A 22414-nucleotide genomic window follows, 5' to 3' on the forward strand; every position below is an offset into this window, starting at 1 on the left:
TCGTCAACCGCCGACGTGGATGCCCGGGCGGCGGGACGGGTCCTTTTCCGCGCTGCGGATGATCTCCCGCACCACCGGGGCCGTGTCGCCGCGGCCGAGGAGCAGGTAGCGGAACAGGTGGCCGAGCGGGTTGCCCTCCGACCACTCGAAGTAGCACCGGGGACGCACGCCCGTCACGTCGCGCAGGGTGAGCAGGATCGCCGCGATCGCGTTGGGGGCCGCGGGGCTGTTCGCGCGGAGGATCCGGTAGCCGTCGATCTCCACGCCGCGCACCTCGAGCACGTTGCTGAACTCCGACGGGTCCACCACGTCGATCTCCAGGAACAGGATGTCGGCCGCGCCCGGCACCGGGTTCATCCCGCGCTGTTCGGCCTCCTTCGCCGAATACTCGGCGTGGTCGCCGCCCTGGCGCTTGTTGGCGACGATGTTCAGGGCGCCGTCGTGGGCCAGTGAGTCGGCGATGAACCGGCGGGCCTCCTCGTCGAACTCGATGCGGTCGGCGCGCAGTTCCGTCGTCCGCGACACGCGGGACACCAGCGAAACGACGATGATCCCGAGGATGAACAGGGCCGAGATGGCGATCCCGTCCGGCTTTTCGATGACGTTTTCGACGAGGGCGTACAGCAGCACGAGCGTCAGGACGACGAAGCCGGCGGCCGCACCGCGCTGGCGGTGCCGGATCGCCGAGATGCTGACCGCGACCGCGCCGGAGACCATCATCGCCAGGATGCCGGTCGCGTAGGCGCCGGCCTGGGCGTTGACGTCGGCGCCGAACGCGATGGTGATGAGGATGCTGATCACCGTGTAGACGACGACCACCGGCCGGACGGCGCGGCCCCACTCCGGTGCCATGCCGTACGAGGGCAGGTACCGCGGCACGATGTTGATCAGCCCCGCCATCGCCGAGGCGCCGGCGAACCACAGGATCAGCACGCTGCTGACGTCGTAGACGGTCCCGAAGAGCTCGCCGAGTTCGCGGTGGGCGAGGTAGGCCATGGCGCGGCCGTTGGCCTCGCCGCCGTCCTTGAAGGCGTCGGCCGGGATCAGCACCGTGGTGACGAAGCTGGTCGCGATCAGGAACACCGACATGATGAGCGCGGCGGCGGTCAGCAGCTTGCGCGTGTTGCGGATCCGGGATTCCAGCTTCTCCTCGGCGTTCTTCCCCTCGGCCGCGACCAGCGGCATCATGCTCACGCCGGTCTCGAACCCGGAAAGCCCCAGCACCAGCATCGGGAACGCGATGACGGCCGGGCCGATGACGCCGGCGAACCCGCCACCGCCGGCGGTGAGCGCGTCGGTCCAGTGGGAGAGGGCGGCCGGATCGCCGAGCAGGTCGATCACGCCCGCGATCGTCACCACGGCGTTGAGCAGCAGGAAGACGGCGACGAGCGGGATGGCGACCCCGACGGCCTCGCTGAAGCCGAGCAGGAACACCCCGCCGAGGATGAGCAGGAGCACGACGGTGATCAGCACCGCGTGGCCGTGCAGGAAGCCCGGCAGGTACGGGTTCTCCAGCATGTGCACCGTGGCGTCGGCCGACGACAGCGTGATCGTGATGATCCACGACGTCGCGACGAACCCGAGCAGGGTGAGGACGAAGAGCTTCCCGCGCCAGAACGGCAGCAGGTTCTCCAGCATCGCGACCGAACCCTGGCCGTGCGGGCTTTCGCGGGCCACCCGGCGGTACATCGGCAGCATCCCGAGCAGCGTCAGCGCGACGATCAGCAGGGTCGCCAGCGGTGAGAGCGCCCCGGCGGCGAGCGCGGCGATGCCGGGCAGGTAAGAGAGGGTGGAGAAGTAGTCGACGCCGGTCAGGCACATGACCTTCCACCACGCCTGCGGCGTGCCGTGGTCCTCGCCGCCCGCGCGGCCGACCGGCGCGACGCGGTGTTCCAGCAGCCACCGCGCCACGGGCGAGGAGGGCGGCTGCGGCGGTGCCGGGCTGTCGACGCTCGCCGGTATGGTCAAATCGGGTGAAGCACCCATTTCGCCCTCTCGTCCCCTCGTCCCCGCAAAACCGTGGTGCTCAGCATGCCCGACCCCCCAGCGACGGCGCACGGGAGGCTCCGGACCGGCGGTCCTCTTCGGACGGTAGTGGCCTCCAGCGTGATTGGAGGGTCATCACGCGTGATTGAAGGGTCGACACGCGTGATGGGAGGGTCGACACGGTGCTCGCCGTTTCCCGGGCCGCGACGACGGGTAGCCGAGGTGACATGCCCGGACGCGAAGACTTGCCCAGCACGCTGCTGCGGTCGCCGCGCAAGGCCCAGGACACCTGGGTGGCCGCGCACGACTCCGCCCTCGCCACCTACGGTCCTGGCCGGCGGGCCCAGCAGACCGCCTACTCGGCCTTGAAGCACACCTTCGAGAAGGTCGGCGACCACTGGGAACCCAAGCCGGAGCGCGGCCCGTCGGACGAGCAGGCCGCCCGGGGCGCCGGGCAGCCCGAAAAGCCGACTCACGGCGGCGTCAACGCCACCGCGAGCCGGCAGCACCTCTACGAGCGCGCCAAGCAGCTCGGCGTCCCCGGCCGGTCGCGGATGTCCAAGGACGAGCTCGTCGCCGCCCTGGAGAAGGAGAACCGCCGGCGCACCGACCGGGCCCGGCGGGCCGGGTGAGGTGCCCGGTCAGAACTCGTCGGTGCCGGTGAGCTCGTGCTCGAAGGCGTCCGCGCGGGCGACGACCGATTTGAGCGGGCGCTCGAACTCCTCCTGGATGCTGAGGTCCTCCAGCGGCACGGTGTGCTTGAGCAGCGCGACGCCGTCGACCACCGCCGCGCCGCCGACGGCCGAGCCGCCCGCCAGCTCGAGGAACCGGCGCAGGTCGACCTTGTCGGCCCAGCCGACCGGGGAGGAGAGCTCGATCCACGAGCCGCCGTCGAGCTCCGCGAGGTGATGCACCGTCACCTGCTGCGTCCGGTCCCGCGGGCCCTCCAGCCGGAACCGCAGCCAGTCCTCCGACTCCTCGAGGACCTCGTACCGCGTCCGGACAAAGTTGATCACGTCGATCCAGGTGGTCACCCGCTGCGCCTCCCGCCTTCGGCCTGCCTGCGCGGTCGAGCATCTCACGTCCGCGTGAACAACGGACCGCTGGTTGCCGGGGCGGTTCCGTGACACGATCGAAGGCGTGCGGAGCCGTCCAGCAGCGTGGCGGATTTCGCCGGTCGTCGTCGGCGGTGAGCACCGGTGACCACCGGCCATCCGGCGCGGTTCCCCGTCGTCGCCCTGGTCGCCTCGACCGGCGGCCTGGACGCCCTGGCGCAGGTGCTCGGCCCGCTGCCCGCCGGATTCCCGGCGGCGGTGCTCGTCGCCCAGCACCTCGACCCGTTCCGGACGAGCCACCTGGCCTCCATCCTGGCCGAGCGCACCGCACTCCGGGTGGCCGAAGCCAGGGACGGCGACGAGCTCGTCCCCGGCGTGGCCCTGGTCGTCCCGGCGGCGCGACACCTCCTGCTGACACCTGAGTCGCGCATCGTGCTGGTGGACTCCGGCGCCCTGCCGCCGGCGCGGCCGTCGGCGGACCTTCTGCTGTCCACCCTCGCTGTCACGTGCGGGCCCCGCGCACTGGCGGTCGTGCTGACCGGCAAGGGCACCGACGCCCAGGCCGGGATCCGTGCCGTCGCCCGCTGCGGCGGCACCGTGTTCGCCCAGGACGAGGCGACGTCCGCGCACTTCGGCATGCCCGGCGCCGCCATCCGCACGGGCCTGGTCCACGCCGTGCTGCCGCTGCCCGGGATCGCCGCCGCCGTGCTCGCCCACGTCTCGTCGGCGAGCGACCGGGTGTTTAGCCCGGACGGTGGGGGCTACCCGGTGTAGTGAACGGTCTCCACTACCGTGAGCTCCACAGTGAGGAGGTGGGCGCGGTGCCACCCTTCCGGCGTGACCTCGTGGTCGTCGGTGCGTCGGCCGGCGGGGTCGAGGTGCTGCGCACGGTGGTGTCGGCGCTGCCGCCGGACTTCCCCGCCGCGGTGCTGGTCACCATGCACCTGTCCGCCGGGACGCAGAGCGCGCTCGCCCGCATTCTCGATCGGGCGGGCCCGTTGCCGGCCCGGGAGGCGCGCCACGGCGCGCCGATCGAGCCGGGCACCGTGTCCGTCGCGCCGCCGGACCGGCACCTGCTCACCGGCGACGGGATTCTCGTCCTGACCCAGGGGCCGACCGAGAACGGGCACCGCCCGGCGATCAACGCGACCTTTCGGTCGGCTGCCCTGACCGGCGGTCCGAGGGCCATCGGCGTCGTGCTCTCGGGCGTGCTGGACGACGGCGCGGCCGGGTTGCGCGCGATCGCGGACCGGGGCGGCGTCGCCGTCGTCCAGGATCCGGCCGACGCGCTGTACAGCGGCATGCCGGAGAACGCGCTGGCCCAGGTGGACACCGAGCACGTGGTGCGGGCCGGCGAGCTCGGCGCGCTGCTCGACAAGCTGGTCCGGATGCCGGTCGAGGCGGCCGAGCTCCCGCCGCCCCCGGTGTCCCTGCTGCTGGAGGACCGGATCGCCCGCGAAGCGGTCCGCGCCGGCGCGCTCCCGGACGCCGAGCGGGACGACGGATCCGGGTACACCTGCCCGGACTGCCAGGGCTCGCTCACCGAGGTCGACCCCGGCCGGTACCGCTGCCGGATCGGGCACGCCTGGTCAGCGCAGGCCCTGCTCGCGGCCCACGACGGCGAGTTCCGGTTCGCGTTGCAGAAGGCGCTGCGCGCGCTCGACGAAAAGGCGGGCCTGGCCCGGAAGCTGGCCGCCCAGCTCTCCGGCCGGCACCCGGGCGGGCTCTCGGACCGTTATGCGGCGTCGGCCAGGGAAGCCGCGCAAGCCGCGGAGACCTTGCGCCGGTTCCTCCTCGAGACGACCGACGGCGCCGGGGAGGAAACGGCGGCACCATGAGTCACACCCCCGTCCACCTGACCGTCGGCCGCCGCGAAGAGGCGACCGTCGTGCAGGTCAGCGGTGAACTGAACCTCGGCTCGTACCCCGTCCTGCGCGACGGCCTGCTCAAGATCGCCACCGACGCGCCGGACGGGCTGGTGGCCGACATCGGGGAGCTGGCCATCGCCGACTCCTCGCTGGTGAGCGTGTTCTCCCTGGTCGCCATGCGGATCGGCGACTGGCCGGGCATCCCGTTCGCGATCGTCGCCGATCCGGGGCAGCGGGCGCTGCTGAGCCGGCACGTGGTCGACCGCTACGTCCCGGTCCGCGCCGACCCGGTGGCGGCGGTCGCGGCGCTGGACCACCCGGTACGCCGCCGGAGTGAACGCACCTTCACCCGCGGGGAAAGCACTTCGGCGCGCATCCGTGAGTTCGTGACGCGCCGGTTGCTCGAGTGGGAGGTGGCCGAGCTCGCCGAGGACGCCCGCCTGATCGCCACCGAGCTGGCCGAGAACGTCCTGCGGCACACCACATCCGAACCGAAGGTGCGGCTGGACCTCCGCCGCGGGGTGTGCACGGTGGCCGTGGCCGACCAGGACGCGCGGCCGGCGATGCTGCTCGAACGGCTGTCCCCGTTCGAACCGGGCATGGGGCTGAAGCTGGTCGCGCAGGTCGCCCGTTCGTGGGGTTGCAGCCGGTCGTGGGCCGGGGGCAAGGTCGTCTGGGCCGTGCTGGTTCCGAGTGCCCGCACCACCGGTGACCGTCCGGCCGGGTAGCGTGTCGGACCGTGACCGAGCCCAAGGAACCCAACGGTGAGTTCGAGTCCGTGCTCACCTACCTCAAGGAGTCGAGGGGCTTCGACTTCACCGGGTACAAGCGGAGCAGCCTGATGCGCCGGGTCCGCCGCCGGATGAGCCAGGTCGAGATCGACAGCTACGCGGACTACATCGACCAGCTCCAGGTCAACGCCGACGAGTTCGTCGCGCTGTTCAACACGATCCTGATCAACGTGACCGGGTTCTTCCGCGACCCGGACGCGTGGGACCACCTGCGCGTGCACGTGCTGCCCACCCTGCTGGCCGAGCGCAGTCCCGACGAGCCGATCCGCGTGTGGAGCGCGGGCTGCTCGGCCGGGCAGGAGGCCTACAGCCTCGCGATGCTCTTCGCCGACGCGCTCGGGATCGAAGCGTTCCGGCAGCGGGTGAAGATCTACGCCACCGACGTCGACGACGAGGCGCTGGCGCAGGCCCGGCACGCGGCCTACACCCCGGCCGAGGTCGAAGGGCTCAGCGAGGCGCAGCTGGAGCAGTTCTTCGAGCTGCAGGGCAGCCGGTACTGCTTCCGCAAGGACCTGCGCCGGTCGGTGATCTTCGGCCGCAACGACCTCGTGCAGGACGCGCCGATCTCGCGGATCGACCTGCTGGTCTGCCGCAACACGCTGATGTACTTCAACGCCGAGACCCAGACCAAGATCCTGGAGCGGTTCCACTTCGCTCTCGCCCCGCGCGGTGTGCTGTTCCTCGGCAAGGCGGAGATGCTGTTGTCCCACACCAGGATCTTCGAGCCGGTGGACCTCAAGCGGCGCGTCTTCCGCAAGGCGGTCAACGCGCCGGTGAGCTTCAACCACTTCGTGTCCCACGGCATCCCGCCGCGGCGCACGCAGGACATCTCCGGTCTCGAAGAACTGCGTGAGCACGCCTTTTCGGCCAGTCCGGTCGCCCAGATCGTCGTCACCGAAGGCGAGACGACCGCGTTGATCAACGCGCAGGCGGAAGCCGCGTTCGGGCTGTCCGACCGGGACGTCGGCCGTCCGCTGCGCGACCTCGACGTCTCCTACCGCCCGGTGGCGCTGCGCGCGTACGTCGAGCAGGCCCGGCTGGAACGCCGGTCGCTGCGGATCAAAGATGTCGAGTGGCGCCGGGCCGGCGAGACCGTCTGGTACGAGGTACACATCAACCCGCTGGTGAACAAGGACAAGTCCCTGCTCGGCGTCTCGGTGGTGTTCCACGACGTGAGCGGGGCGCGCCAGCTGCTCACCGAGCTGGAGCACACCAACCGGCAGCTGGAGTCGGCCTACGAGGAACTCCAGTCGACCAACGAGGAGCTCGAGACCACCAACGAAGAACTCCAGTCCACAGTGGAGGAATTGGAGACGACCAACGAGGAACTCCAGTCCACCAACGAGGAACTGGAGACGATGAACGAAGAGCTGCAGTCCACCAACGACGAGCTGCAGACGATCAACGACGCCCTGCGCGAGCGCAGCCTCGACCTCGACGAGGTGAACGAGTTCCTCGAATCGGTGCTCACCTCGATCCGGGCCGGCATTGTTGTCATCGACTCCGAGATGCGGATCAAGGCGTGGAACCGCGGCGCCGAGGACCTCTGGGGCGTGCGGCGGGAGGAGGCCGAAGGCACCCACCTGCTGAACCTGGACATCGGCCTCCCGGTCGCCGACATCCGCCCGGTGGTCCGCGAAGCCCTGTCGGACGCGACGTACTACGGCGAGCTGATGCTCGACGCGATCAACCGCCGCGGCCGCGCGGCGGTCGTCCGCCTGCTGTGCAGCCCGCTGCGCGCCTCGAACGGCGAGAGCCACGGCGCGCTGCTGATGATGGAGGAGACGAAGTCCGAGCAACCCGAGTGATTGCGGCCGCGCCCGCCGGGTGCTATCCGTTGATCCATGGGGTTGAACAAGGTGTGGCTCGCGACCCTCAGCGACGGCCTGCTGAGGGCCGACCAGGTCGTCGGCTTGACAGCGCACGCGACACCGGCACTGACCGGCAAGCCACCGCGCTGGCTGCTCGACGCCACGATCCGCACGGCGGCGGGCAGCGGCAGCGGGGACGGGTGGGACATCGGCATCCTCCACCGCACGCTGATCCAGACGCCGGCGGAGCCGGTGGGGGCGCCGGAAGCGCTCGCCCGCCTGCTGGCCCGGCTGGATGGCGAGGACGCAGCGGGGCTGATCGCCGCGGTGGTCGACAGCGGCAGCCGGGTGCCGAGCGTGGTGCGGTTCGCGTTCCGCCCTTTCGAGGACGACGAGGGCTCCGGGGCCTGAAGTCGCCTGGTGGGGGCGGCGATCCGGCCGAGGTTCCCGTCTTTGCTCGGCGGGCCGAGCGAGGTCGTTTGGCGGCGTGCGTGATTGTGGGGCCGGGGCGGGGGAGCGGGGTCCGGCCCGGGAGCCGGCTGCCGAGCGTGGTGCGGTTCGCGTTCCGCCCCTTCGAGGACGACGAGGGCTCCAGCGCCCGATAAGCGTGGCCAGGGCTCCGGCGACAAGCGTCGCCGGAGCCCCGCGGCCGCTACTTGGTCAGCGCCGCGATGCGGCCGAGGACCTCGTCCTCGCCCAGGGCCTGGGTGATCGCGTGCAGGTCCGGGCTGCGCGTCGACCCGGTCAGTGCGATGCGGATGATCTGCGAAGCCTCGCGGATCGAACCCGGGAAGCCCTCGGGGTTCTTCTTGAACTCCTTGGCGTTGCGGGCGAAGCCGTGCTTGGCCGCGACCGTGCGGATCTGGTCGAACCACTCCTGGCCGTCGTCGAGCTGGCGGTAGTCCGCCGCGAAGTCGTGGGCCACCGCCCGGACGACCACCGGGTCGACGCCCAGGGCCGCGATGCGCTCGTCCTCGGGGCCGGTGACCGCCGCGTGCAGCTGCGGGAAGAAGAAGCCGTAGACCGCGCGGAACTCGCTCCACTTCTTCAGGTCCTTGCGCGGGTTCTCCGCCCCCTCGCGCTCGACCGCCAGCGCGCGCAGCGCGAGGTCCTGCTCCTCGTCCAGGACCCGGCGCAGCTCGGGGTCGAACCGCTCGGCCCAGCCGCGCACGGCCTCGAGGATCTCGGCGCCGGACAGCGTCGCGATGTGGTCGGCCGAAATGTCGTCCAGCTTGACCAGGTCCACCAGCGGGCCCGCCACGCCGCACTCGGCGAGGTTGATCGGCTCGGTCAGCGCCTGCTCCAGCGGCATTTCCGCGAGCCGGCCGTTGACGAGGCCGCGCAGGTAGTACAGCACCGCCTCGGCGGGGTAGCCGGTCTCGATGAAGAAGTCGACCGACGCTTCCGGGTCCTTGCGCTTGGACAGCTTGCGCTTGCTGCCGCCCTCCTGCTTCATCAGCGGCGCGATGTGCGCGTAGGTGATCGGCTCGAAGCCGAGCGCGTCGAACAGCTGCTGGTGCACCGGGACCGACGAGATCCACTCGTCGCCGCGGATCACCAGGTTCACCCGCATGAGGTGGTCGTCGACGGCGTGCGCGAAGTGGTACGTCGGCAGCCGGGGGCTCTGGTCGGAGCTCTTGAGGATGACGACGTCGTTGCGGTTCGCCTCGGCTTCCAGGGGCCCGCGGATGGCGTCGGTGAAGCGGGCGCGGGCACCCGTGTCGTCGGGGGCGCGGAACCGCACGACGTACGGGGCGCCGGCGTCGAGCTTGGCCTGGACGTCGGCCGGATCGGCGTCGCGCCAGATCGCCCAGCTGCCGTAGTACCCGGTCGGCAGCTTGGTGGCCTGCTGCCGCTGGGTGATGGCGGCCAGCTCCTCCTTGGTGGCGAAGTCGAGGTAGGCCTTGCCCTGGCGCAGCAGGTCGCGGACGTAGCTGAGGTAGATCCGCTCGCGGGCCGACTGCTGGTACGGGCCGTAGCCGCCGCCGCGGTGGATGTCCTCGTCGGCGGCGAGGTGGAAGTAGGAGAAGCCGCGCTCGAACTGCTCGAGGACGCCCTCGACCTCGCGGGACTGGTCGGTGTCCTCGATGCGCACGAGGTAGCGGCCGCCGGAGCGCCGGGCGACGTCCTGGTCGATCAGGCCGACGTAGACGCCGCCGAGGTGGAGGGAGCCGGTCGGCGACGGGCCCAGGCGCGTGACCAGCGCGCCTTCGGGCAGGTCGCGGGCGGGGTACTGCTGCTCCCAGTGCTCGGGCTCGGGCAGGTCGGCAGGGAAGAGTGCGTCGATGACCGCTCGGTCCAGCATGGGTTGTTCTCCCGCGTCGTGGTGCGCTTGCCTCGGCGAAAATGGCCGGTTTCGCCGACGACGAGCCTAGCCGTGCGGCCTGCCGCCCCACCCGGGCAGGTGGTGCTCGGCAGGCCGTGGTGCTAGCTTGCCGGGAATGCGTGGACGATTTCCTTTCGCCAGAACGCTTTCCGCCTTGACGGCCCTCCTGGTGTTTCCGCTGACCGGGACGGCGTCGGCTTCCGCGGCGCCGGGCCGCGAGTGCGCGAGCCCGTCGATCGACCGGCTGCAGCAGTGGCTGGCCAGCGGCGAAGGGACGACCGTCCCGGCCACCGGGGGCCTGCTCGTGCCCGAGGGGCGCCGGTATGCGGCCAGGGTGACGTTCCTGAACGCCGAGTGGCACGTGGCCGTCGTCTGGCTGGGCAACCGGTTCGAGGCGCAGGCCGACCTGTCCCGGTCGGCGGGATTCCTGCTGACCTACCGCGCGACCGAAGACCTCTACGTCCAGCTGCGCCCGGCGTCGCACTGGAGTGGCGGCGACAAGTGGCTGACACCGGTGCCGTCGACGGGCGGCCGGCTGGTGACGAAGTTCTTCAGCTTCTCGCCGCGCCGGTGGACGTCGCTGCCGGAGCTGGGGACGCCGTCGTACTCGTTCGCCTCGGCGCTGCGCGAAGCGCGGGGGCTGGTGTTCGTCGGCAAGACGCCCAACGAGCTGGAATTCCGCGGCCTGCGCATCGACGGCTACCGGCCGCCCTGCCTCTGACGGAAATTGTCGGTGCCCCGTGTGACACTGCGGGCGTGATCATCGTCTTCGAGGCCGAGCTGTGGGAATGGGACGCCCGGCGCACCGAGAGCTGGGTCTTCGTCAGCCTGCCCGCCGACGCGTCGGAGGACATCCGCGAGCTCGCCGCCGAGCCGCGGCGCGGGTTCGGTGCGGTGCGCGTCCGGGTGACGATCGGCGCCACGAGCTGGCAGACGTCGATCTTCCCGGACAGTGCGCGCGAGGCCTACGTCCTGCCGGTGAAACGCGCCGTCCGGAACGCCGAAGGCCTCGGCGTGGGGGACACCTGCACCGTCACCGTGGAGCTCGTCGATTTCTGAGCGCGCGATCGGCGCGAAACGCGATCGGCGGCGGAACGGATCTGTCATGATGCGGGCACAGGGCCCCGAACCGCGCAAAGGGAGACACGATGTCCGCCCAGATGGACGAGCTGATCGCCCAGTTCCAGAACTTCCAGAACAAGGTGCGGCAGGCCGAGGCCCGCTTCGCCGGCGTCGGCGACATGCAGGAGCGGATCGCCCGGCTGGAGACCACCGTGACCTCGCCGGACGGCACCGTGACCGTCACCGCGGGCGCCGGCGGGACCATCACCGACCTGCGGCTCACCGCCGGGGCCACCCGCGTCGAGGCCGGGCAGCTGGCCGCGACGATCATGGCCACCATCCGCCGGGCGGCGGCCGGGGCCGCGCAGCAGCAGGCCGGCATCGTGGACGAGACCTTCGGCGACGCGTTCGGCGTCGACGTCTCGGCGCAGGTGCGCGAAGCCCAGGCGGAAGCGTTCGGAACCGCGGCGGCCGAACCTGCGTCGGACCCTCAGCCGCGGCAGCCGTCGCGGCCCGTCCGCCGGCCCGTCGCCGGGGACGACGACGACTTCGACCAGGGCCCCATCCTCCGCCGATCCTAGGGAAACCCGCGATGCCAGACGGAATCCAGACGAACATCGGGGCGATCTCCGCCTACGCCAAGCAACTGCCGTTCTACGAGCAGGAAGCGGACAAGTTCGGCGCGAAGATCGACGCCGCCGACGTCACGAACGAAGCTTGGGGACTTGTCGGCCTCTGGGCCAAGCAGGGCTACACCGACCGCCTCGCCGAGCTGCGTTCGCTGCTCACCGACCTCAAGGACGGCGTGGACGGGTTCACCACGAAGCTGACCAAGGCCGCGGAGATGTACCAGGGCGCCGAAGACGCCGGGAAGGTCACCTTCGGCCGGTACGAGGCGGAAATCGACGCGATCGGACAGGGCGAGTGACCGAGCCGAAGAAGAGCATCGCCGACGCGCTGGACGTCGGGGCCTACGACGAGAGCATGGGCGCGAACCTCGACCGCGCGGCCGGGTTCGTGCCGGTGGCCGGCACCGCCTACAAGGCGGGCAAGAAGATCGGCGAACACGCCCGGCAGGCCGCGGAGGCCGACGGCCCGGGCGAGCTGGCCTCCGCGGGAGCGGCGCTGGTGGGGGACGGCGCGGCGTTCGTCGGGGCCGCGGCCGCCGACATGGTCACCTTCGCGATGGACCCGATCGGGTGGCTGGTCAGCCACGGCCTCAATATGCTGCTCGAACTGGTCCAGCCGCTGCAGGACGCGCTGCACCAGGTCACCGGCGACGGCCCGGCCATCGGCCACGCGTCGGAAAACTTCGTCACGATCGCGCAGGGCTTCGTCGCGCTGGCCGACGACTTCGAGCGCACCGGCGACACCGCGCTGGCCGAGTGGGTGGACGAAGCCGGCAACGCGGCGAAGGAAGCGCTGGGCGACTTCTCCTCCGGCATCCGCGGCATCGGCTCGGCCGCCGGTTCGGTGGCCGAAGTGCTGCAGATGTGGTCGATGGTCATGGTGGTCATCGAAGAGGTGATCAAGGGGATCATCACCGAATTGGTGTCCTGGCTGATCACGCTGTGGCTGCCGGCGCTGGCGGCGTCGGTGATCAGCTTCGGCGGCTCGGTGGCGGCCGCGATGACCGCGTCGATCGCCAAGGCGGCCAGCGTGCTGCAGAAGGTGACGCGCTACCTCGGCAAGTTCGGCAAGCTGCTCGACAAGTTCATGGAGTTCCTGGTCCGGTACTCCGGGAAGCTCGAGGTGTTCGCCCGCAAGCTGCGCATCGGCGTGATGCCGGGCGAGACGAAGTTCGGTTTCGGCGCGGTCGCCCAGGGCTGGCAGCCGAGCAACCGGGCGCTCACGACGATGTTCGGCACCTCGGCCGGGGTCAAGCCGTTCCTGGCCGGCGCGGGTGTGAAGGCCGGCATCGGGGCGGGCAAGGGCGCGTTCGCCGAAGGCAAGGAAGCTGTGTCCGCCGAGGGGGATGAGCCGTGGTTCGACAAGAGCGAGATCGGCGGGGACCGGAGCCCGGAGGAGACGCGCAAGGATCTCGACATTTGAGCGAGCGCATCGACCGCTGGGCCGAGGACACCCGGGTCCGGCCCGGGCACCGCGAGCGCGTCGAGGCGCTGCTGCGGGACCGGTGGCACGAGCCGGTCATCGTGCTGCACCTCGGCGACACCGACGTGGGCTACGACGTCCCCGGCCGCCGCCGGGACGGCACCGTCGTCGGGAAGCGGCTGATCCGGCGGTTCTTCTGGAACATCCTGCGCGGGATCGGTGCCGCGGTGTTCGGCGTCTTCGCCCTGGCGCACGGCGAACGGCCGGGGCTGCCGTTCCAGCGCGTGATCGGCGTCACCGGCCCGGAGAACGCGATGGCGCTCGACCTGGCCGACCGCCTCCGGTCCGTGGGGGGCGCGTGGCTGGCGTGCTCGCCGTCGTGCCTGGCGGTGGTGGACACCGGGGCGACCTCGACCGACCCGGCCGACGCGCCGCCGCCGCGGATCGTCTGGGAAGCGCGCAAGCCGCAGGCGCCGGAGCTGAGCTTCCGCAAGAGCACGCTGACCTGGCCGGACGGCTCGATCTTCCGACTGCCCGTGCAGGGCCGCACCGAGCAGCAGCACCTGCGGAAGTTCGTCGAGTTCCCGGACATCGTCCACTGGAACGGCCGTTAGTCTGCTTCGCTGGTGCAGGCCAGGCGGGCCCCAGACGACCTTGCCGTCGTCGTGGTGGCGCACGCCCCAGGCGAGGGTGAGCTCGTCGACGAGCAGCAGGCCCCGGCCCCCGGCGCGGCCGGGCACCCGCAGCCGTGGTTCGCCGGGGCCGGTGTCGGCGACCGCCACGGTGACCACGCACGGGTCGTGCGCGAGGTGCAGCCGCAGCTGGCTCGGCCCGGTGGCGTGGATGTAGGCGTTTTCCAGCAGTTCCCCGATGACGATCACGGCGTCGACCCGATCGGCCTCGGCGAGCGTCGCCAGCCGGGCCTCGGCCCACCGGCGCGCAGAGGTCACCGCGGCGGGGTCCGCTCCGGCCACGTCGAGCACCTGCCATCCCGCGCCCCGGTTCACGTGCATTCCTCCTTCTGCGGAGGGCTACCCGTGAATCCCGCGGTTACTCATGCGGGTAGGGGTGGCCGATCCGCCAGAGGAAGGCGGCGCGCAGGGCGTCGATGAGGGCTTCGTCGTCGCCTTCGCTGGGGCGCTCGCCCATCGGCAGCCAGAGCCCTTCGTCGGGGATGCCGGCGATGACGCGCGTAAGCGTGACGCCCGGATAGGTGAGTGTCTCAGGTCCCCCATCGACATCGGAGACGACGACGCGCCGGGACTCCGCCCGGACGAGCACCTGCCGCTGGTCGTTCATGTCGCGCGTCTTCCCCGGAACCCGAAACCCTTGCCGCCGTCCAGCATAGACACGCAAAGCGGCGAACACCTTCGGGCGAACAGCGGATTCTCGTTCACATCAGCTCAAGAACCGCTGCGCCCCAACATCTCCGCTGGCGGACACGGCGCGCTCCGAGGGGGAGGAGGGCACGCCGCGCCCGTCTTCGAACGGTACGCAGTGAGGGAGAAGGCGGCGGAGGAACCACTCGTACGCCGGAGCGGCCCACGGTGACCGTTTTTGTCGGTGGTGGCCGATACGCTGGACCCGGGGGGCGCCCCCGCGGGCGCGCGCGGGTTGGAGGGTTGCTCGGCGGGCTGTTTGTGTTGTGGGGTAAGGGTTTCCGGCGGGTGGGAGTGTTGGGTCGGGGGTAGCGGCCGGTTTCCGGGCTGGGGTGAGGTTCGGATGTCGGCGAGTGGGGCGGGAATCAGGCTGTAAGGGAGCCGACCGCCGTCGAGCGAGTTGCCGAGCCAGCTACCGAGTCAGCCGCAAGGCCAGGCGCCGCCGAGCGGGCCGCAACGCCAGCCGCCGAGCCAGCCGCAAGGCCAGCTGCCGAGCCAGCCGCCAAAGCCAGCCGCAGAGCCGCCGCCGAGCCGGTCGCAAGGCCCGCCGCCGAGCCGGTCGCCGGGCGAGCCACAAAGCCAGCCGCCGAGCGAGCCTCAAGCCAGCCGCCGCGCGAGCCGCAAAGCCGCCGCAAAGCCGCCACAAAGCCAGCCACAAAGCCACCGCAAAACCGCCCCACTGTCCGGTTGCTCTGCGCGGCCCACCCCTGGGCGAATTGCCCGGTACCTATCTTTTGTCCCATCCGACGAAAGTCGGTACCGCCCCACCGGCTCACCGCAGCACCCTCGATCCACCGCCGGCCACAACGCCGGCCCATCCGGTGCCGCCACCCTGGGTGCCGGCTTCGTCCGCGATCGCGAAAGTGAGTTACCGGCATGCGCAGAACGTCCCCGGGACACCACCTCCTCGCCCGCTCCGCCACCGCCCTCGTGGCCGCCGCCGCGGCCATCGGGTTCAGTACCGCCGCGAACACCGCCGGCGCCGAGACCATCGAGGGCTACTCCGCCACCGTGCAGCAGGAAGCCGTCGCCTCCCTCGCCGCCGAGGCCGGGATCAGCGAATCCGCCGCCGTTGCCCTGCTGCGGACCCAAGCGACCAGCGTCGGCACCCTGCAGCGCGTCACCGCTTCCCTCGGGTCCCGCGCCGCCGACGGTTACCTCGATGACGCCGCCCAGCCCGTCGTCAACGTGCTCGACCAAGCCGCCGTCGACCAGGCGAAGCAAGCCGGCGCGCAGGCGAGGCTGGTCAAGCACTCCAGTGCCGCCCTGGCGAGCGCGCAGGACGCCCTGCAGGCGCTGCCCGCGGTGACGCACACCTCCATCGGGCTCGACCCCAAGGCGAACCAGGTCGTGCTGACCGTGGCCGACGCGGCCAAAGGCACCGACGCGCTGCTGAAGGCGGCCGCCTCGCTCGGTGACCGGGTGCGCGTGGAGCGGGTCGCCGGGGAGATGCACACCGCGATCTACAACGGCGAAGCCATCACCGGTGGCGGCACCCGCTGCTCGGCGGGCTTCAACACCAACCGCGGCGGGCAGAACTACCTCATCGATGCCGGGCACTGCACCCGCGCCGTCTCGCAGTGGAACGTCGGCCCGTCGCAGGGGGCGAGCTTCCCCACCAACGACTACGGCCTCATCCGCAACACCACCGGCAGCGCGCCCGGCGCCGTCACCCTGTGGAACGGTTCGACCCAGCGGATCAGCTCGGCCGGCACCGCGACCGTCGGGCAGCGGATCAGCAAGAGCGGCAGCACCACGCACCTGACCTCGGGCTCGGTGCAGCGGACCAACGTGACGGTGAACTACGCCGAAGGTTCGGTGTACCAGCTGATCCAGACCAATGCGCTGGTCAACCCCGGTGACTCCGGCGGCTGCCTGTTCGCCGGCAGCGTCGGCCTGGGCATCACGTCCGGCAAGGGCAGCGGGACCTCCTACTTCCAGCCGGTCGGCGAGGCGCTGAGCGCGTACGGCGTCACGCTGAACTGAACCGCGACCGGTGGGGGCGCCACATCCGGCGCCCCCACCCGATCGCGTCAGTCGCGGCGGTGGAAGACGAGCCGGTAGCCGGCCAGGATGATCAGCGCGCCCAGGATGGCCAGGCCCCAGGTGCGCAGGTCGAAGAACGTGCCGAGCTGGGTGTGGAACAGCGTCTTGCCGATCCAGCCGCCGACGAACGCGCCGGCGATGCCGAGCAGGATCGTGATGATGCAGCCACCCGGGTCCTTGCCCGGCATGAGGGCTTTCGCGATCACCCCGGCGATGAGACCCAGCACGATCCAGGCGATGATGCCCACGGGGTTGTCCTCTCGTCCGCTACCTCTTGACGGCACAGGATGGCAGGCAGCGGTCCCGCGAGCGCGCCGAGCCACGCCGACGTGATCCGGATCTCACCCGACGGCGCAGCGGCCCGTCCGGGATGTCCCCGGACGGGCCTTTTCCGGCCTGCTCAGCCACCGCCGTAGGTGGCCTGGGTAACGGCGAAGACGTTGCGGTTGCCCGCGCCCTCCTGCAGCGACCACAGCAGGTCGGCGGCGGTGTCGTCCTCCCAGTAGGAAAGGCTCTCGCCGCTGCTGACCCAGGCGAAGGTCTGCGAGGCGGCCGACGGCTTCCAGTAGTAGAGCTGCTTCGAACCGGACGACTGGAACCACCAGCGGCCGTTGTGCGAGGCGACGCCGTTGAGCTTGTACCAGGGCAGCTGCAGCGCCTGGCTCGCCGTTGTCGTCGCGGCGAACGTGCCGCCGGCGGCGAACGGGTAGCGGATCGCCCGCGGCGCCCGGTTCGGGTAGTCGGTGCAGCCGGACGAGCAGGTGTACTCGGTCATCACGATCGACTTGCTGACCCGGTCGAGGGAGATCGACGACCACGCGAGGTTCGTCCCCGAGGTCGTCTTCGAGGAGATCGTGCCGACCTGCGGCAGGACGTAGGCGTAGTTGTGGGCGTAGTACGTGCTGCCGCTCTGGTGGCCGATCTGGTCGGCCGTGCCGCCGGTGTTCGTCTTGAGGATCTTGCGCATGTCGAACACGCGCATGCCCTTCCCGGTGTCGGCGACGTAGAGGTAGTCGCCGTACCAGGACATGCCGCCGGCGTGGATCGGGATGTCCTTGAAGTCCGGCGCGTCCGCGGTGCCGGTCGGCTCGACCAGCAGGATCTTGCGGTAGGCGTTCGGGTAGTCGGCGTCCCAGTCGACCAGGGTGATCCGGCTGCGCTGCTGGCCGCCGTCGCAGCCGTCCTTGGTGTACCAGCTGACGGCGACGAGCTGGTGCCCGTCGTAGTTGCCGCCGTTGGCCGTCCCGACGGCGTCGCGGCTGGTGGTGATGCCCTGCGGGTAGTTCGTGCAGTCGGAGTTGTCGCCGCTGTCGAACCGGAACCCGGTCTCGAGCCCGGCGACGGAGAACGACGACGGCAGCGCCGTGCGGTCGTGGTTCGCGTTGTCCATCACGGTGTGGACGGCCGCGGTGCCGAGCTTCGACACCAGGGCGCCGTTCACGGCGTCGAACTGGTTGTAGTTGGCGGTCAGGGTGTATTGGTCGGCGGGCAAGGTCGACGGCGCGGCCGCGGCGGCGGAGGCCGGCGCGGCCGCGAGGCCCGCCAGCACGCCGGCGGCCAGTGCGGCCTTGGCCAGACGGTGGAGTGACATGGGAGCCATCGTCGGACGCGGCCGTACAAGAGTCGTACAACCGCGGGTTAATACTTTCTGCCTAGCTCATGACGTCCGAACTTCCGATGTGCGGGCCCGCCCGGACGGCGATCGTGGTGGTGTTCACCGAGTCCGAAGTGGAGTTCGCATGTCCGTGGCATCCGAGACGACGCAGGCCTGGCTCCTGCTGGGCGTGGCCGGCGTCGCCGTGCTGGCCTTCGCCGTGCTGTTCCTGGCCGCGCTCGTCGGCATCCTGCGGTCCCCGCTGACCGGCGGGATGAAGCTCGTCTGGGTGGTCTTCGCCTTCTGCGCGCCGTTCCTGGGCAGTGTGCTGTGGTTCCTGTTCGGCCGCCGCGACGCCGCCTTGGCGGTCCGGCGGTGATCGTCGCGGACGGACTCGCCAAGTCCTATCGGGACGGTGCCGGGGTCGGCGAGCTTTCGTTCACCGTGCGCCCCGGCGTCGTGACCGGTTTCCTCGGGCCGAACGGCGCCGGCAAGTCGACGACCATCCGGCTCATGCTCGGCCTCACCCGCGGGCGCGGCCGCACGACCTTCGGCGGGCGGACCTACGCCGAGGTGCCAGGTCCACTTCGGACGGTCGGCGTGCTGGCCGGCGCCGCGGCGGTGCACCCGGCCCGGACGGCCGCCGCGCACCTGCGCATGGTCGCCGCGGGCGGCGGCGTGCCACCCCGGCGGGTCCGCGAGGTGCTGGCGGAGGCGGGGCTCGCGGACGTCGCCCGGAAGCCGGCGGGCCGGTTGAGCCTGGGCATGAAGCAGCGGCTCGGCCTGGCCACCGCGCTGCTGGGCGACCCGGAGTACCTGATCCTCGACGAGCCGGCGAACGGGCTCGACCCGCAGGGCGTCCGGTGGATCCGCGACCTGCTGAAGCGGCTGGCGGGGGAGGGCCGGACGGTCTTCGCCTCCTCGCACCTGCTGGCGGAGACGGCGTTGCTCGCCGAGGACCTGATCGTCATCGCCGGTGGCCGGCTCGTCTCGGCCGGGCCACTGGACGAGTTCGTCCGGCGGCACGCGCGCGCCGACGTGGTGGTGCGGGCGGAAAGCCCGGGAGCGTTGCTGGTGGCCCTGGCCCGCGACGGCCTGCGCGTGCGGCAGGAGGCGGGGGAGCTGGTGGTGGACACGGCCGACACCGGGCGAGTGGTGGCGGTGGCCGGCCGCGCGGGGGTGGCGGTGCGCGAGGTGTTCGTGCGGCAGAGCGGCCTGGAAGACGCATTCCTGGCGGCGACCGCGAGCGCCACGGCTGCTGCGGCGCCCGCGACGGCGGCTGCGGCTGCGGCTGCGGCCGAGCCTGCGGTGGGGACTCCGGCCACATCGGCGGGTGCGGTCTATGGCCGGCGTCGCCGGAGGCTGTTGTGAAGCGCGAGCCGGCTTTCGGAGGGGTGTGGGCCGGGATGCTGTGGCGCTGTCCGCCGGGGCTGTCGTGAAGCGTGCACTGGCCTACGAATGGGCCAGGGCTCGCTCGCTGCGGTCGACGTGGCTGCTCCTGACCGCGTCCGGAGTCTTGCAGTTCGCCTCCGGTCTCCACTGGGGCCTGCGGCGCGATCCCGGGGCCTTCGTCGCCGCCTCCGGGGTGGCCGGGAAGCTCGGTGCGGTGCTCGTCGCCGCGATCGGGGTGGCCTCGTTCGGGGCGGACCACCAGCACGGGACCCTCGCCACCACGCGGCTCGTGCTGCGCTCGCCCTCGCGGATCGTCGCCGCGCGGGCGCTGGTCACCGCCGGGCTCGGGGGGCTCGGCGGGGTGGCGATGGTGGTGCTGACCGCGGCCGGGGTGGCCGCGGGCGGGGGTGCCCTGCCCGCCGGCGAGGGGGCGGCGGGCAGGGCGGCCGGGGCGGTGGTCCTGCTGACCGTCCTTTCCGGACTCGCCGGGGTGGCGCTCGGCGGGCTGCTGCGGCACAGCGGGCTCGCGATCGGGGTGTTCGCGGGGTGGGCGTTCGTCGTGGAGCTCGTCCTCGGCGTGGTCGCCGGCGTCCCGGCGACCGTCCTCCCGTTCACCGGCACGGCCTTGTTCGCCGCGCCCGGGATCGGTGCCTTCGCGGGGCTGGTCGCCGTGGCGCTGACGGCGGCCGCGGTCGGCACGGCCCGCGGCGGGAGCCTAGGCTGATCACGGTGAAGCGATGGCTGAGCTGGTGGGACGGCCGCCTCGTCCTGCTGGCGCTCGACGTCGCGGTGGCCGCGGCCGTCATCGTCGTGTCCCTGACCGGCGGCGACCCGCGTGACCCGCACTCCGCGCTCTACGTCCCCGCCGTCGTCATCTCCGGGCTCGCCCTGCTGGCGCGGCGCCGGTGGCCGTTCCTGGTGCTGCTCGTCGCCGTGGCCTGCATGCCCGCCGGGGTGACGCTGATCCCGCTGATGGTGGCGCAGTACTCGGTCGCCGCCCGGCACGGCGTGAGCGTCGTGACCGGGGTGGCCGTGGTCGTCGCCGGGATCGCCGGGAACGTGGTGCCGGTGCTGCGGGACCCCGGCAGCTTCACCCTCGTCGTGGTCGTGCTCGGCACCTTCGTGCTCGGGCCGGTGCTGGCCGGGCTGTGGATGCACCAGCGCGCGGCGCTGCTGGCCGTGCTGCGCGAACGCGCCGACGAAGCCGAGCGCACCCGGACGCTGCTGGCCGACCGGGCCGTCTTCGCCGAACGGCGGCGGATCGCCCGCGAGATGCACGACGTCGTCGCCCACCGGGTGACCGCGGTCGCGCTGCAGGCCGGCGCGCTGTCGCTGAAGGCACCGGACGAAGAGACCGAGCAGGCCGCCGAAACGATCCGCGCCACCAGCGCCCTCGCGCTCGACGAGCTGCGCGGGATCCTGCGGGTGCTGCGCGACGACGCCCCGGCCGAGGACGCCGGCCCCGGTGTCCTCGCCTCGCTGGAACACCTCGTCGACGGGGTCGCCGCGAGCGGGGCGCGGGTCGAGCTGGCCCTGCCGGACCCGCTGCCGGTGGTGCCCGGCGACGTCGGCCGGGCCGTGTACCGGGTCGTGCAGGAATCCCTGACCAACGCGGGCAAGCACGCGCCGCACGCCGCCGTCGGGGTCCGGCTCGCGGTCACCGGGGACCGGCTGGCGGTGGAGGTGACCAACCGGCTGACCCCGCACGGCAGCGCCGTCCCGGGGTCCGGCTACGGTCTGGTCGGGATGCACGAACGAGTGGAGCTGGCCGGCGGCGACCTGGAGACCGGGCCGACCGGCGACGGCCGGTTCCGGGTTTTGGCGCGGTTCCCGGTGGGAGGACGGCGGTGACGGTCAAGGTCGTGCTGCTGGAGGACGAGGAACTGGTCCGCAGCGGCATCCGGATGATCCTGGAGTCGGCGGGTGACGTCGAGGTGGTCGCCGAGGACACCGACGGCGTGCGGGCGGTCGAGCTGACCGACCGCCACCGGCCGGACGTCGTGCTCACCGACGTCCAGATGCCCAAGGTCGACGGGCTCGAAGTGGTCCGGCGGCTGGCGGAGCACCCGGCGGCCCCGGCGGTGGTGGTGCTGACGACCTTCGACGTCGACGAGTACGTCTACACGGCGCTGCGCCACGGCGCGGCCGGGTTCCTGCTGAAGGACACCCCGCCGCGTGAGCTGGTCCACGCGGTGCGCGTCGCGGCCCGCGGCGAGGCGATGCTGTCGCCGAAGATCACCAAGCGGCTGCTGGCCGAATTCGCCGCCGGCGGCGGCACTGCACGGGCCCGGGCGAAGCTCTCGGTGCTGACTTCGCGCGAACACGACGTGGCCGTCCACATCGGACGCGGGCTGAGCAACGCGGAGATCGCCAAGGCCCTGGCGGTCAGCGAGTCCACCGTCAAAGTCCACATCGGACACATCATGGCGAAGCTCGAGGCGGCGAACCGGACCCAGGTGGCGATCCTAGTCCACGACGCCGGCCTGAGCTGACCCGCGCCCGCGCCGGTCGAGCACCTTGAGCGACTGCTCGCACCACCGCAGGTTTTCGTGCTCGAACGACAGGCCCCGCATCAGCGTCAGGTACGGGCCGATCCGCTCGGCTTCGGCGAGGTAGTCGTCCTCGAAGCGGCCGTCCAGCAGCCGCGCACGAAGCCGTTCGTAGCCCGCGATCTTGGCTTCCGCCCGGGCCATCCGCTCGGCCAGCGCCTGCCGGACCGCCCCTTCGTCGCCGACGTCCACCGCCTGCACCTGCACCAGGAGCTCGTCCCGGATCACGCCGGGGCGGGGCGGGCGCGCGGTGAACTCGCGCAGCGCCCGGTGCCCGGCGTCGGTGAGCGAGAACAGCCGCTTGTCCGGGCGCCGCTCCTGGTGGACCACCCGCGCCCGCACCAGGCCGTCGGCCGCCATGCGGTCGAGTTCCCGGTACAGCTGCTGCGGGGTGGCCGCCCAGAAGTTCGCCACCGAGGCGTCGAACCCCTTCGCCAGGTCGTAGCCCGACGCCTCGCCTTCGAGCAGCGCCGCCATCAGCGCGTTGCGCAGTGCCATGCTCA

General features: G+C 71.8%; 25 protein-coding genes and 1 pseudogene. 18 read left to right on the forward strand and 8 right to left on the reverse strand.

All coding sequences use genetic code 11. The features are described 5' to 3' along the window. Positions 1–3: 3 nt before the first annotated feature. Positions 4–1986, reverse strand: coding sequence for an amino acid transporter (locus tag H5965_RS13220; RefSeq protein ID WP_310969956.1), 1983 nt, complete (start codon positions 1984–1986; stop codon positions 4–6). A 227-nt stretch (positions 1987–2213) separates the two neighbouring features. Between H5965_RS13220 and H5965_RS13225 the strand changes: the two genes are divergently transcribed. Continuing rightward, positions 2214–2618 carry a ChaB family protein gene (locus H5965_RS13225; protein WP_310969957.1) on the forward strand — a complete coding sequence of 135 codons (405 nt, stop codon included), beginning with the start codon at positions 2214–2216 and terminating at the stop codon, positions 2616–2618. Between the two features lie 9 nt (positions 2619–2627). Here the strand turns inward: H5965_RS13225 and H5965_RS13230 are convergent, their stop codons facing one another. Beyond that, positions 2628–3020, reverse strand: a complete 393-nt coding sequence (locus tag H5965_RS13230; RefSeq protein WP_310969958.1) for a hypothetical protein — start codon at positions 3018–3020, stop codon at positions 2628–2630. Positions 3021–3185: 165 nt separating this feature from the next. Here H5965_RS13230 and H5965_RS13235 point away from each other — a divergent pair, with 165 nt between their 5' ends. Genes H5965_RS13235 through H5965_RS13255 form a run of 5 tightly spaced genes read left to right on the forward strand, consistent with a single transcriptional unit; the run spans position 3186 to position 7922 of the window. Then, positions 3186–3815, forward strand: a complete 630-nt coding sequence (locus H5965_RS13235) for a chemotaxis protein CheB (RefSeq protein ID WP_310969959.1) — start codon at positions 3186–3188, stop codon at positions 3813–3815. A gap of 38 nt (positions 3816–3853) precedes the next feature. After that, positions 3854–4879, forward strand: coding sequence for a chemotaxis protein CheB (locus tag H5965_RS13240; protein ID WP_310969960.1), 1026 nt, complete (start codon positions 3854–3856; stop codon positions 4877–4879). Continuing rightward, positions 4876–5637, forward strand: a complete 762-nt coding sequence (locus H5965_RS13245; RefSeq protein WP_310969961.1) for an ATP-binding protein — start codon at positions 4876–4878, stop codon at positions 5635–5637. Before H5965_RS13240 ends, H5965_RS13245 begins: the two co-directional genes overlap by 4 nt. Before the next feature lie 11 nt (positions 5638–5648). After that, complete coding sequence (locus H5965_RS13250) at positions 5649–7508, forward strand: CheR family methyltransferase (RefSeq protein WP_310969962.1); 1860 nt, start codon at positions 5649–5651, stop codon at positions 7506–7508. Positions 7509–7544: 36 nt separating this feature from the next. Beyond that, positions 7545–7922 carry a hypothetical protein gene (locus H5965_RS13255; protein WP_310969963.1) on the forward strand — a complete coding sequence of 126 codons (378 nt, stop codon included), beginning with the start codon at positions 7545–7547 and terminating at the stop codon, positions 7920–7922. Between the two features lie 241 nt (positions 7923–8163). Here H5965_RS13255 and H5965_RS13260 read toward each other — a convergent pair whose 3' ends face one another. Further along, on the reverse strand, positions 8164–9816 hold the full coding sequence (locus H5965_RS13260) for a glutamate--tRNA ligase family protein (protein ID WP_310969964.1): 1653 nt from the start codon (positions 9814–9816) through the stop codon (positions 8164–8166). 175 nt (positions 9817–9991) lie between these two features. Here H5965_RS13260 and H5965_RS13265 point away from each other — a divergent pair, with 175 nt between their 5' ends. From H5965_RS13265 to H5965_RS13290, 6 genes are all read left to right on the forward strand, one after another. Next, the gene (locus H5965_RS13265) at positions 9992–10558 is read left to right on the forward strand and encodes a hypothetical protein (RefSeq protein WP_396136900.1); all 567 of its coding nucleotides are present in this window, start codon (positions 9992–9994) and stop codon (positions 10556–10558) included. 35 nt (positions 10559–10593) lie between these two features. After that, entirely contained in the window at positions 10594–10896 is a 303-nt protein-coding gene (locus tag H5965_RS13270) for a DUF1905 domain-containing protein (protein WP_310969966.1), read from the forward strand. An 89-nt stretch (positions 10897–10985) separates the two neighbouring features. Next, on the forward strand, positions 10986–11480 hold the full coding sequence (locus H5965_RS13275; RefSeq protein WP_310969967.1) for a YbaB/EbfC family nucleoid-associated protein: 495 nt from the start codon (positions 10986–10988) through the stop codon (positions 11478–11480). A gap of 11 nt (positions 11481–11491) precedes the next feature. Then, the gene (locus H5965_RS13280) at positions 11492–11827 is read left to right on the forward strand and encodes a hypothetical protein (RefSeq protein ID WP_310969968.1); all 336 of its coding nucleotides are present in this window, start codon (positions 11492–11494) and stop codon (positions 11825–11827) included. After that, positions 11824–12951 (forward strand): hypothetical protein, encoded by a 1128-nt coding sequence (locus tag H5965_RS13285; RefSeq protein WP_310969969.1) that lies wholly within the window; start codon positions 11824–11826, stop codon positions 12949–12951. Before H5965_RS13280 ends, H5965_RS13285 begins: the two co-directional genes overlap by 4 nt. Continuing rightward, the gene (locus H5965_RS13290; RefSeq protein WP_310969970.1) at positions 12948–13565 is read left to right on the forward strand and encodes a hypothetical protein; all 618 of its coding nucleotides are present in this window, start codon (positions 12948–12950) and stop codon (positions 13563–13565) included. Before H5965_RS13285 ends, H5965_RS13290 begins: the two co-directional genes overlap by 4 nt. Positions 13566–13655: 90 nt before the next feature. Here H5965_RS13290 and H5965_RS13295 read toward each other — a convergent pair. Further along, positions 13656–13964 (reverse strand): annotated as a pseudogene (locus H5965_RS13295) (ATP-binding protein); the annotation flags it as partial. Between the two features lie 37 nt (positions 13965–14001). Beyond that, on the reverse strand, positions 14002–14250 hold the full coding sequence (locus tag H5965_RS13300; RefSeq protein WP_310969971.1) for a hypothetical protein: 249 nt from the start codon (positions 14248–14250) through the stop codon (positions 14002–14004). 956 nt (positions 14251–15206) lie between these two features. Between H5965_RS13300 and H5965_RS13305 the strand changes: the two genes are divergently transcribed. Further along, positions 15207–16316, forward strand: coding sequence for a S1 family peptidase (locus tag H5965_RS13305; RefSeq protein ID WP_310969972.1), 1110 nt, complete (start codon positions 15207–15209; stop codon positions 16314–16316). Between the two features lie 47 nt (positions 16317–16363). Here H5965_RS13305 and H5965_RS13310 read toward each other — a convergent pair whose 3' ends face one another. Together H5965_RS13310 and H5965_RS13315 are read right to left on the reverse strand one after the other, a co-directional pair. Continuing rightward, positions 16364–16624, reverse strand: coding sequence for a GlsB/YeaQ/YmgE family stress response membrane protein (locus tag H5965_RS13310; RefSeq protein WP_310969973.1), 261 nt, complete (start codon positions 16622–16624; stop codon positions 16364–16366). Positions 16625–16776: 152 nt separating this feature from the next. Further along, positions 16777–17967: a hypothetical protein gene (locus tag H5965_RS13315; RefSeq protein WP_310969974.1), complete on the reverse strand. Its 1191-nt coding sequence runs from the start codon at positions 17965–17967 to the stop codon at positions 16777–16779. Between the two features lie 148 nt (positions 17968–18115). Between H5965_RS13315 and H5965_RS13320 the strand changes: the two genes are divergently transcribed. The 5 genes from H5965_RS13320 to H5965_RS13340 all read left to right on the forward strand — a co-directional run bounded on the left by H5965_RS13320 (position 18116) and on the right by H5965_RS13340 (position 21854). Next, a complete protein-coding gene (locus H5965_RS13320) occupies positions 18116–18349 on the forward strand; it encodes a PLD nuclease N-terminal domain-containing protein (RefSeq protein WP_310969975.1) in 234 nt (77 codons plus the stop codon). Further along, positions 18346–19341 carry an ATP-binding cassette domain-containing protein gene (locus tag H5965_RS13325; RefSeq protein WP_310969976.1) on the forward strand — a complete coding sequence of 332 codons (996 nt, stop codon included), beginning with the start codon at positions 18346–18348 and terminating at the stop codon, positions 19339–19341. The genes H5965_RS13320 and H5965_RS13325 overlap by 4 nt, the downstream gene beginning before the upstream one ends. A gap of 64 nt (positions 19342–19405) precedes the next feature. Further along, a complete protein-coding gene (locus H5965_RS13330) occupies positions 19406–20086 on the forward strand; it encodes a hypothetical protein (RefSeq protein ID WP_310969977.1) in 681 nt (226 codons plus the stop codon). Positions 20087–20091: 5 nt separating this feature from the next. Next, complete coding sequence (locus tag H5965_RS13335) at positions 20092–21213, forward strand: histidine kinase (protein ID WP_310969978.1); 1122 nt, start codon at positions 20092–20094, stop codon at positions 21211–21213. After that, positions 21210–21854 carry a response regulator transcription factor gene (locus H5965_RS13340; protein ID WP_310969979.1) on the forward strand — a complete coding sequence of 215 codons (645 nt, stop codon included), beginning with the start codon at positions 21210–21212 and terminating at the stop codon, positions 21852–21854. Before H5965_RS13335 ends, H5965_RS13340 begins: the two co-directional genes overlap by 4 nt. Here the strand turns inward: H5965_RS13340 and H5965_RS13345 are convergent. After that, positions 21828–22409 carry a PadR family transcriptional regulator gene (locus H5965_RS13345; RefSeq protein WP_310969980.1) on the reverse strand — a complete coding sequence of 194 codons (582 nt, stop codon included), beginning with the start codon at positions 22407–22409 and terminating at the stop codon, positions 21828–21830. The two genes, H5965_RS13340 and H5965_RS13345, sit on opposite strands and share 27 nt — an antisense overlap. Between the last annotated feature and the right edge of the window lie 5 nt (positions 22410–22414).

This window comes from Amycolatopsis sp. 505 (genome assembly GCF_031625235.1).
In the GTDB taxonomy this organism is placed as follows: domain Bacteria; phylum Actinomycetota; class Actinomycetes; order Mycobacteriales; family Pseudonocardiaceae; genus Amycolatopsis.

Bases quoted from the DNA above. Each gene is read 5' to 3' on its own strand.
- H5965_RS13280 (WP_310969968.1), top strand. From the start codon at position 11,492: ATGCCAGACGGAATCCAGACGAACATCGGGGCGATCTCCGCCTACGCC.
- H5965_RS13225 (WP_310969957.1), top strand. From the start codon at position 2,214: ATGCCCGGACGCGAAGACTTGCCCAGCACGCTGCTGCGGTCGCCGCGC.
- H5965_RS13220 (WP_310969956.1), bottom strand. From the start codon at position 1,986: ATGGGTGCTTCACCCGATTTGACCATACCGGCGAGCGTCGACAGCCCG.
- H5965_RS13305 (WP_310969972.1), top strand. From the start codon at position 15,207: ATGCGCAGAACGTCCCCGGGACACCACCTCCTCGCCCGCTCCGCCACC.
- H5965_RS13275 (WP_310969967.1), top strand. From the start codon at position 10,986: ATGTCCGCCCAGATGGACGAGCTGATCGCCCAGTTCCAGAACTTCCAG.
- H5965_RS13300 (WP_310969971.1), bottom strand. From the start codon at position 14,250: ATGAACGACCAGCGGCAGGTGCTCGTCCGGGCGGAGTCCCGGCGCGTC.
- H5965_RS13315 (WP_310969974.1), bottom strand. From the start codon at position 17,967: ATGTCACTCCACCGTCTGGCCAAGGCCGCACTGGCCGCCGGCGTGCTG.
- H5965_RS13345 (WP_310969980.1), bottom strand. From the start codon at position 22,409: ATGGCACTGCGCAACGCGCTGATGGCGGCGCTGCTCGAAGGCGAGGCG.
- H5965_RS13245 (WP_310969961.1), top strand. From the start codon at position 4,876: ATGAGTCACACCCCCGTCCACCTGACCGTCGGCCGCCGCGAAGAGGCG.
- H5965_RS13320 (WP_310969975.1), top strand. From the start codon at position 18,116: ATGTCCGTGGCATCCGAGACGACGCAGGCCTGGCTCCTGCTGGGCGTG.
- H5965_RS13255 (WP_310969963.1), top strand. From the start codon at position 7,545: ATGGGGTTGAACAAGGTGTGGCTCGCGACCCTCAGCGACGGCCTGCTG.
- H5965_RS13260 (WP_310969964.1), bottom strand. From the start codon at position 9,816: ATGCTGGACCGAGCGGTCATCGACGCACTCTTCCCTGCCGACCTGCCC.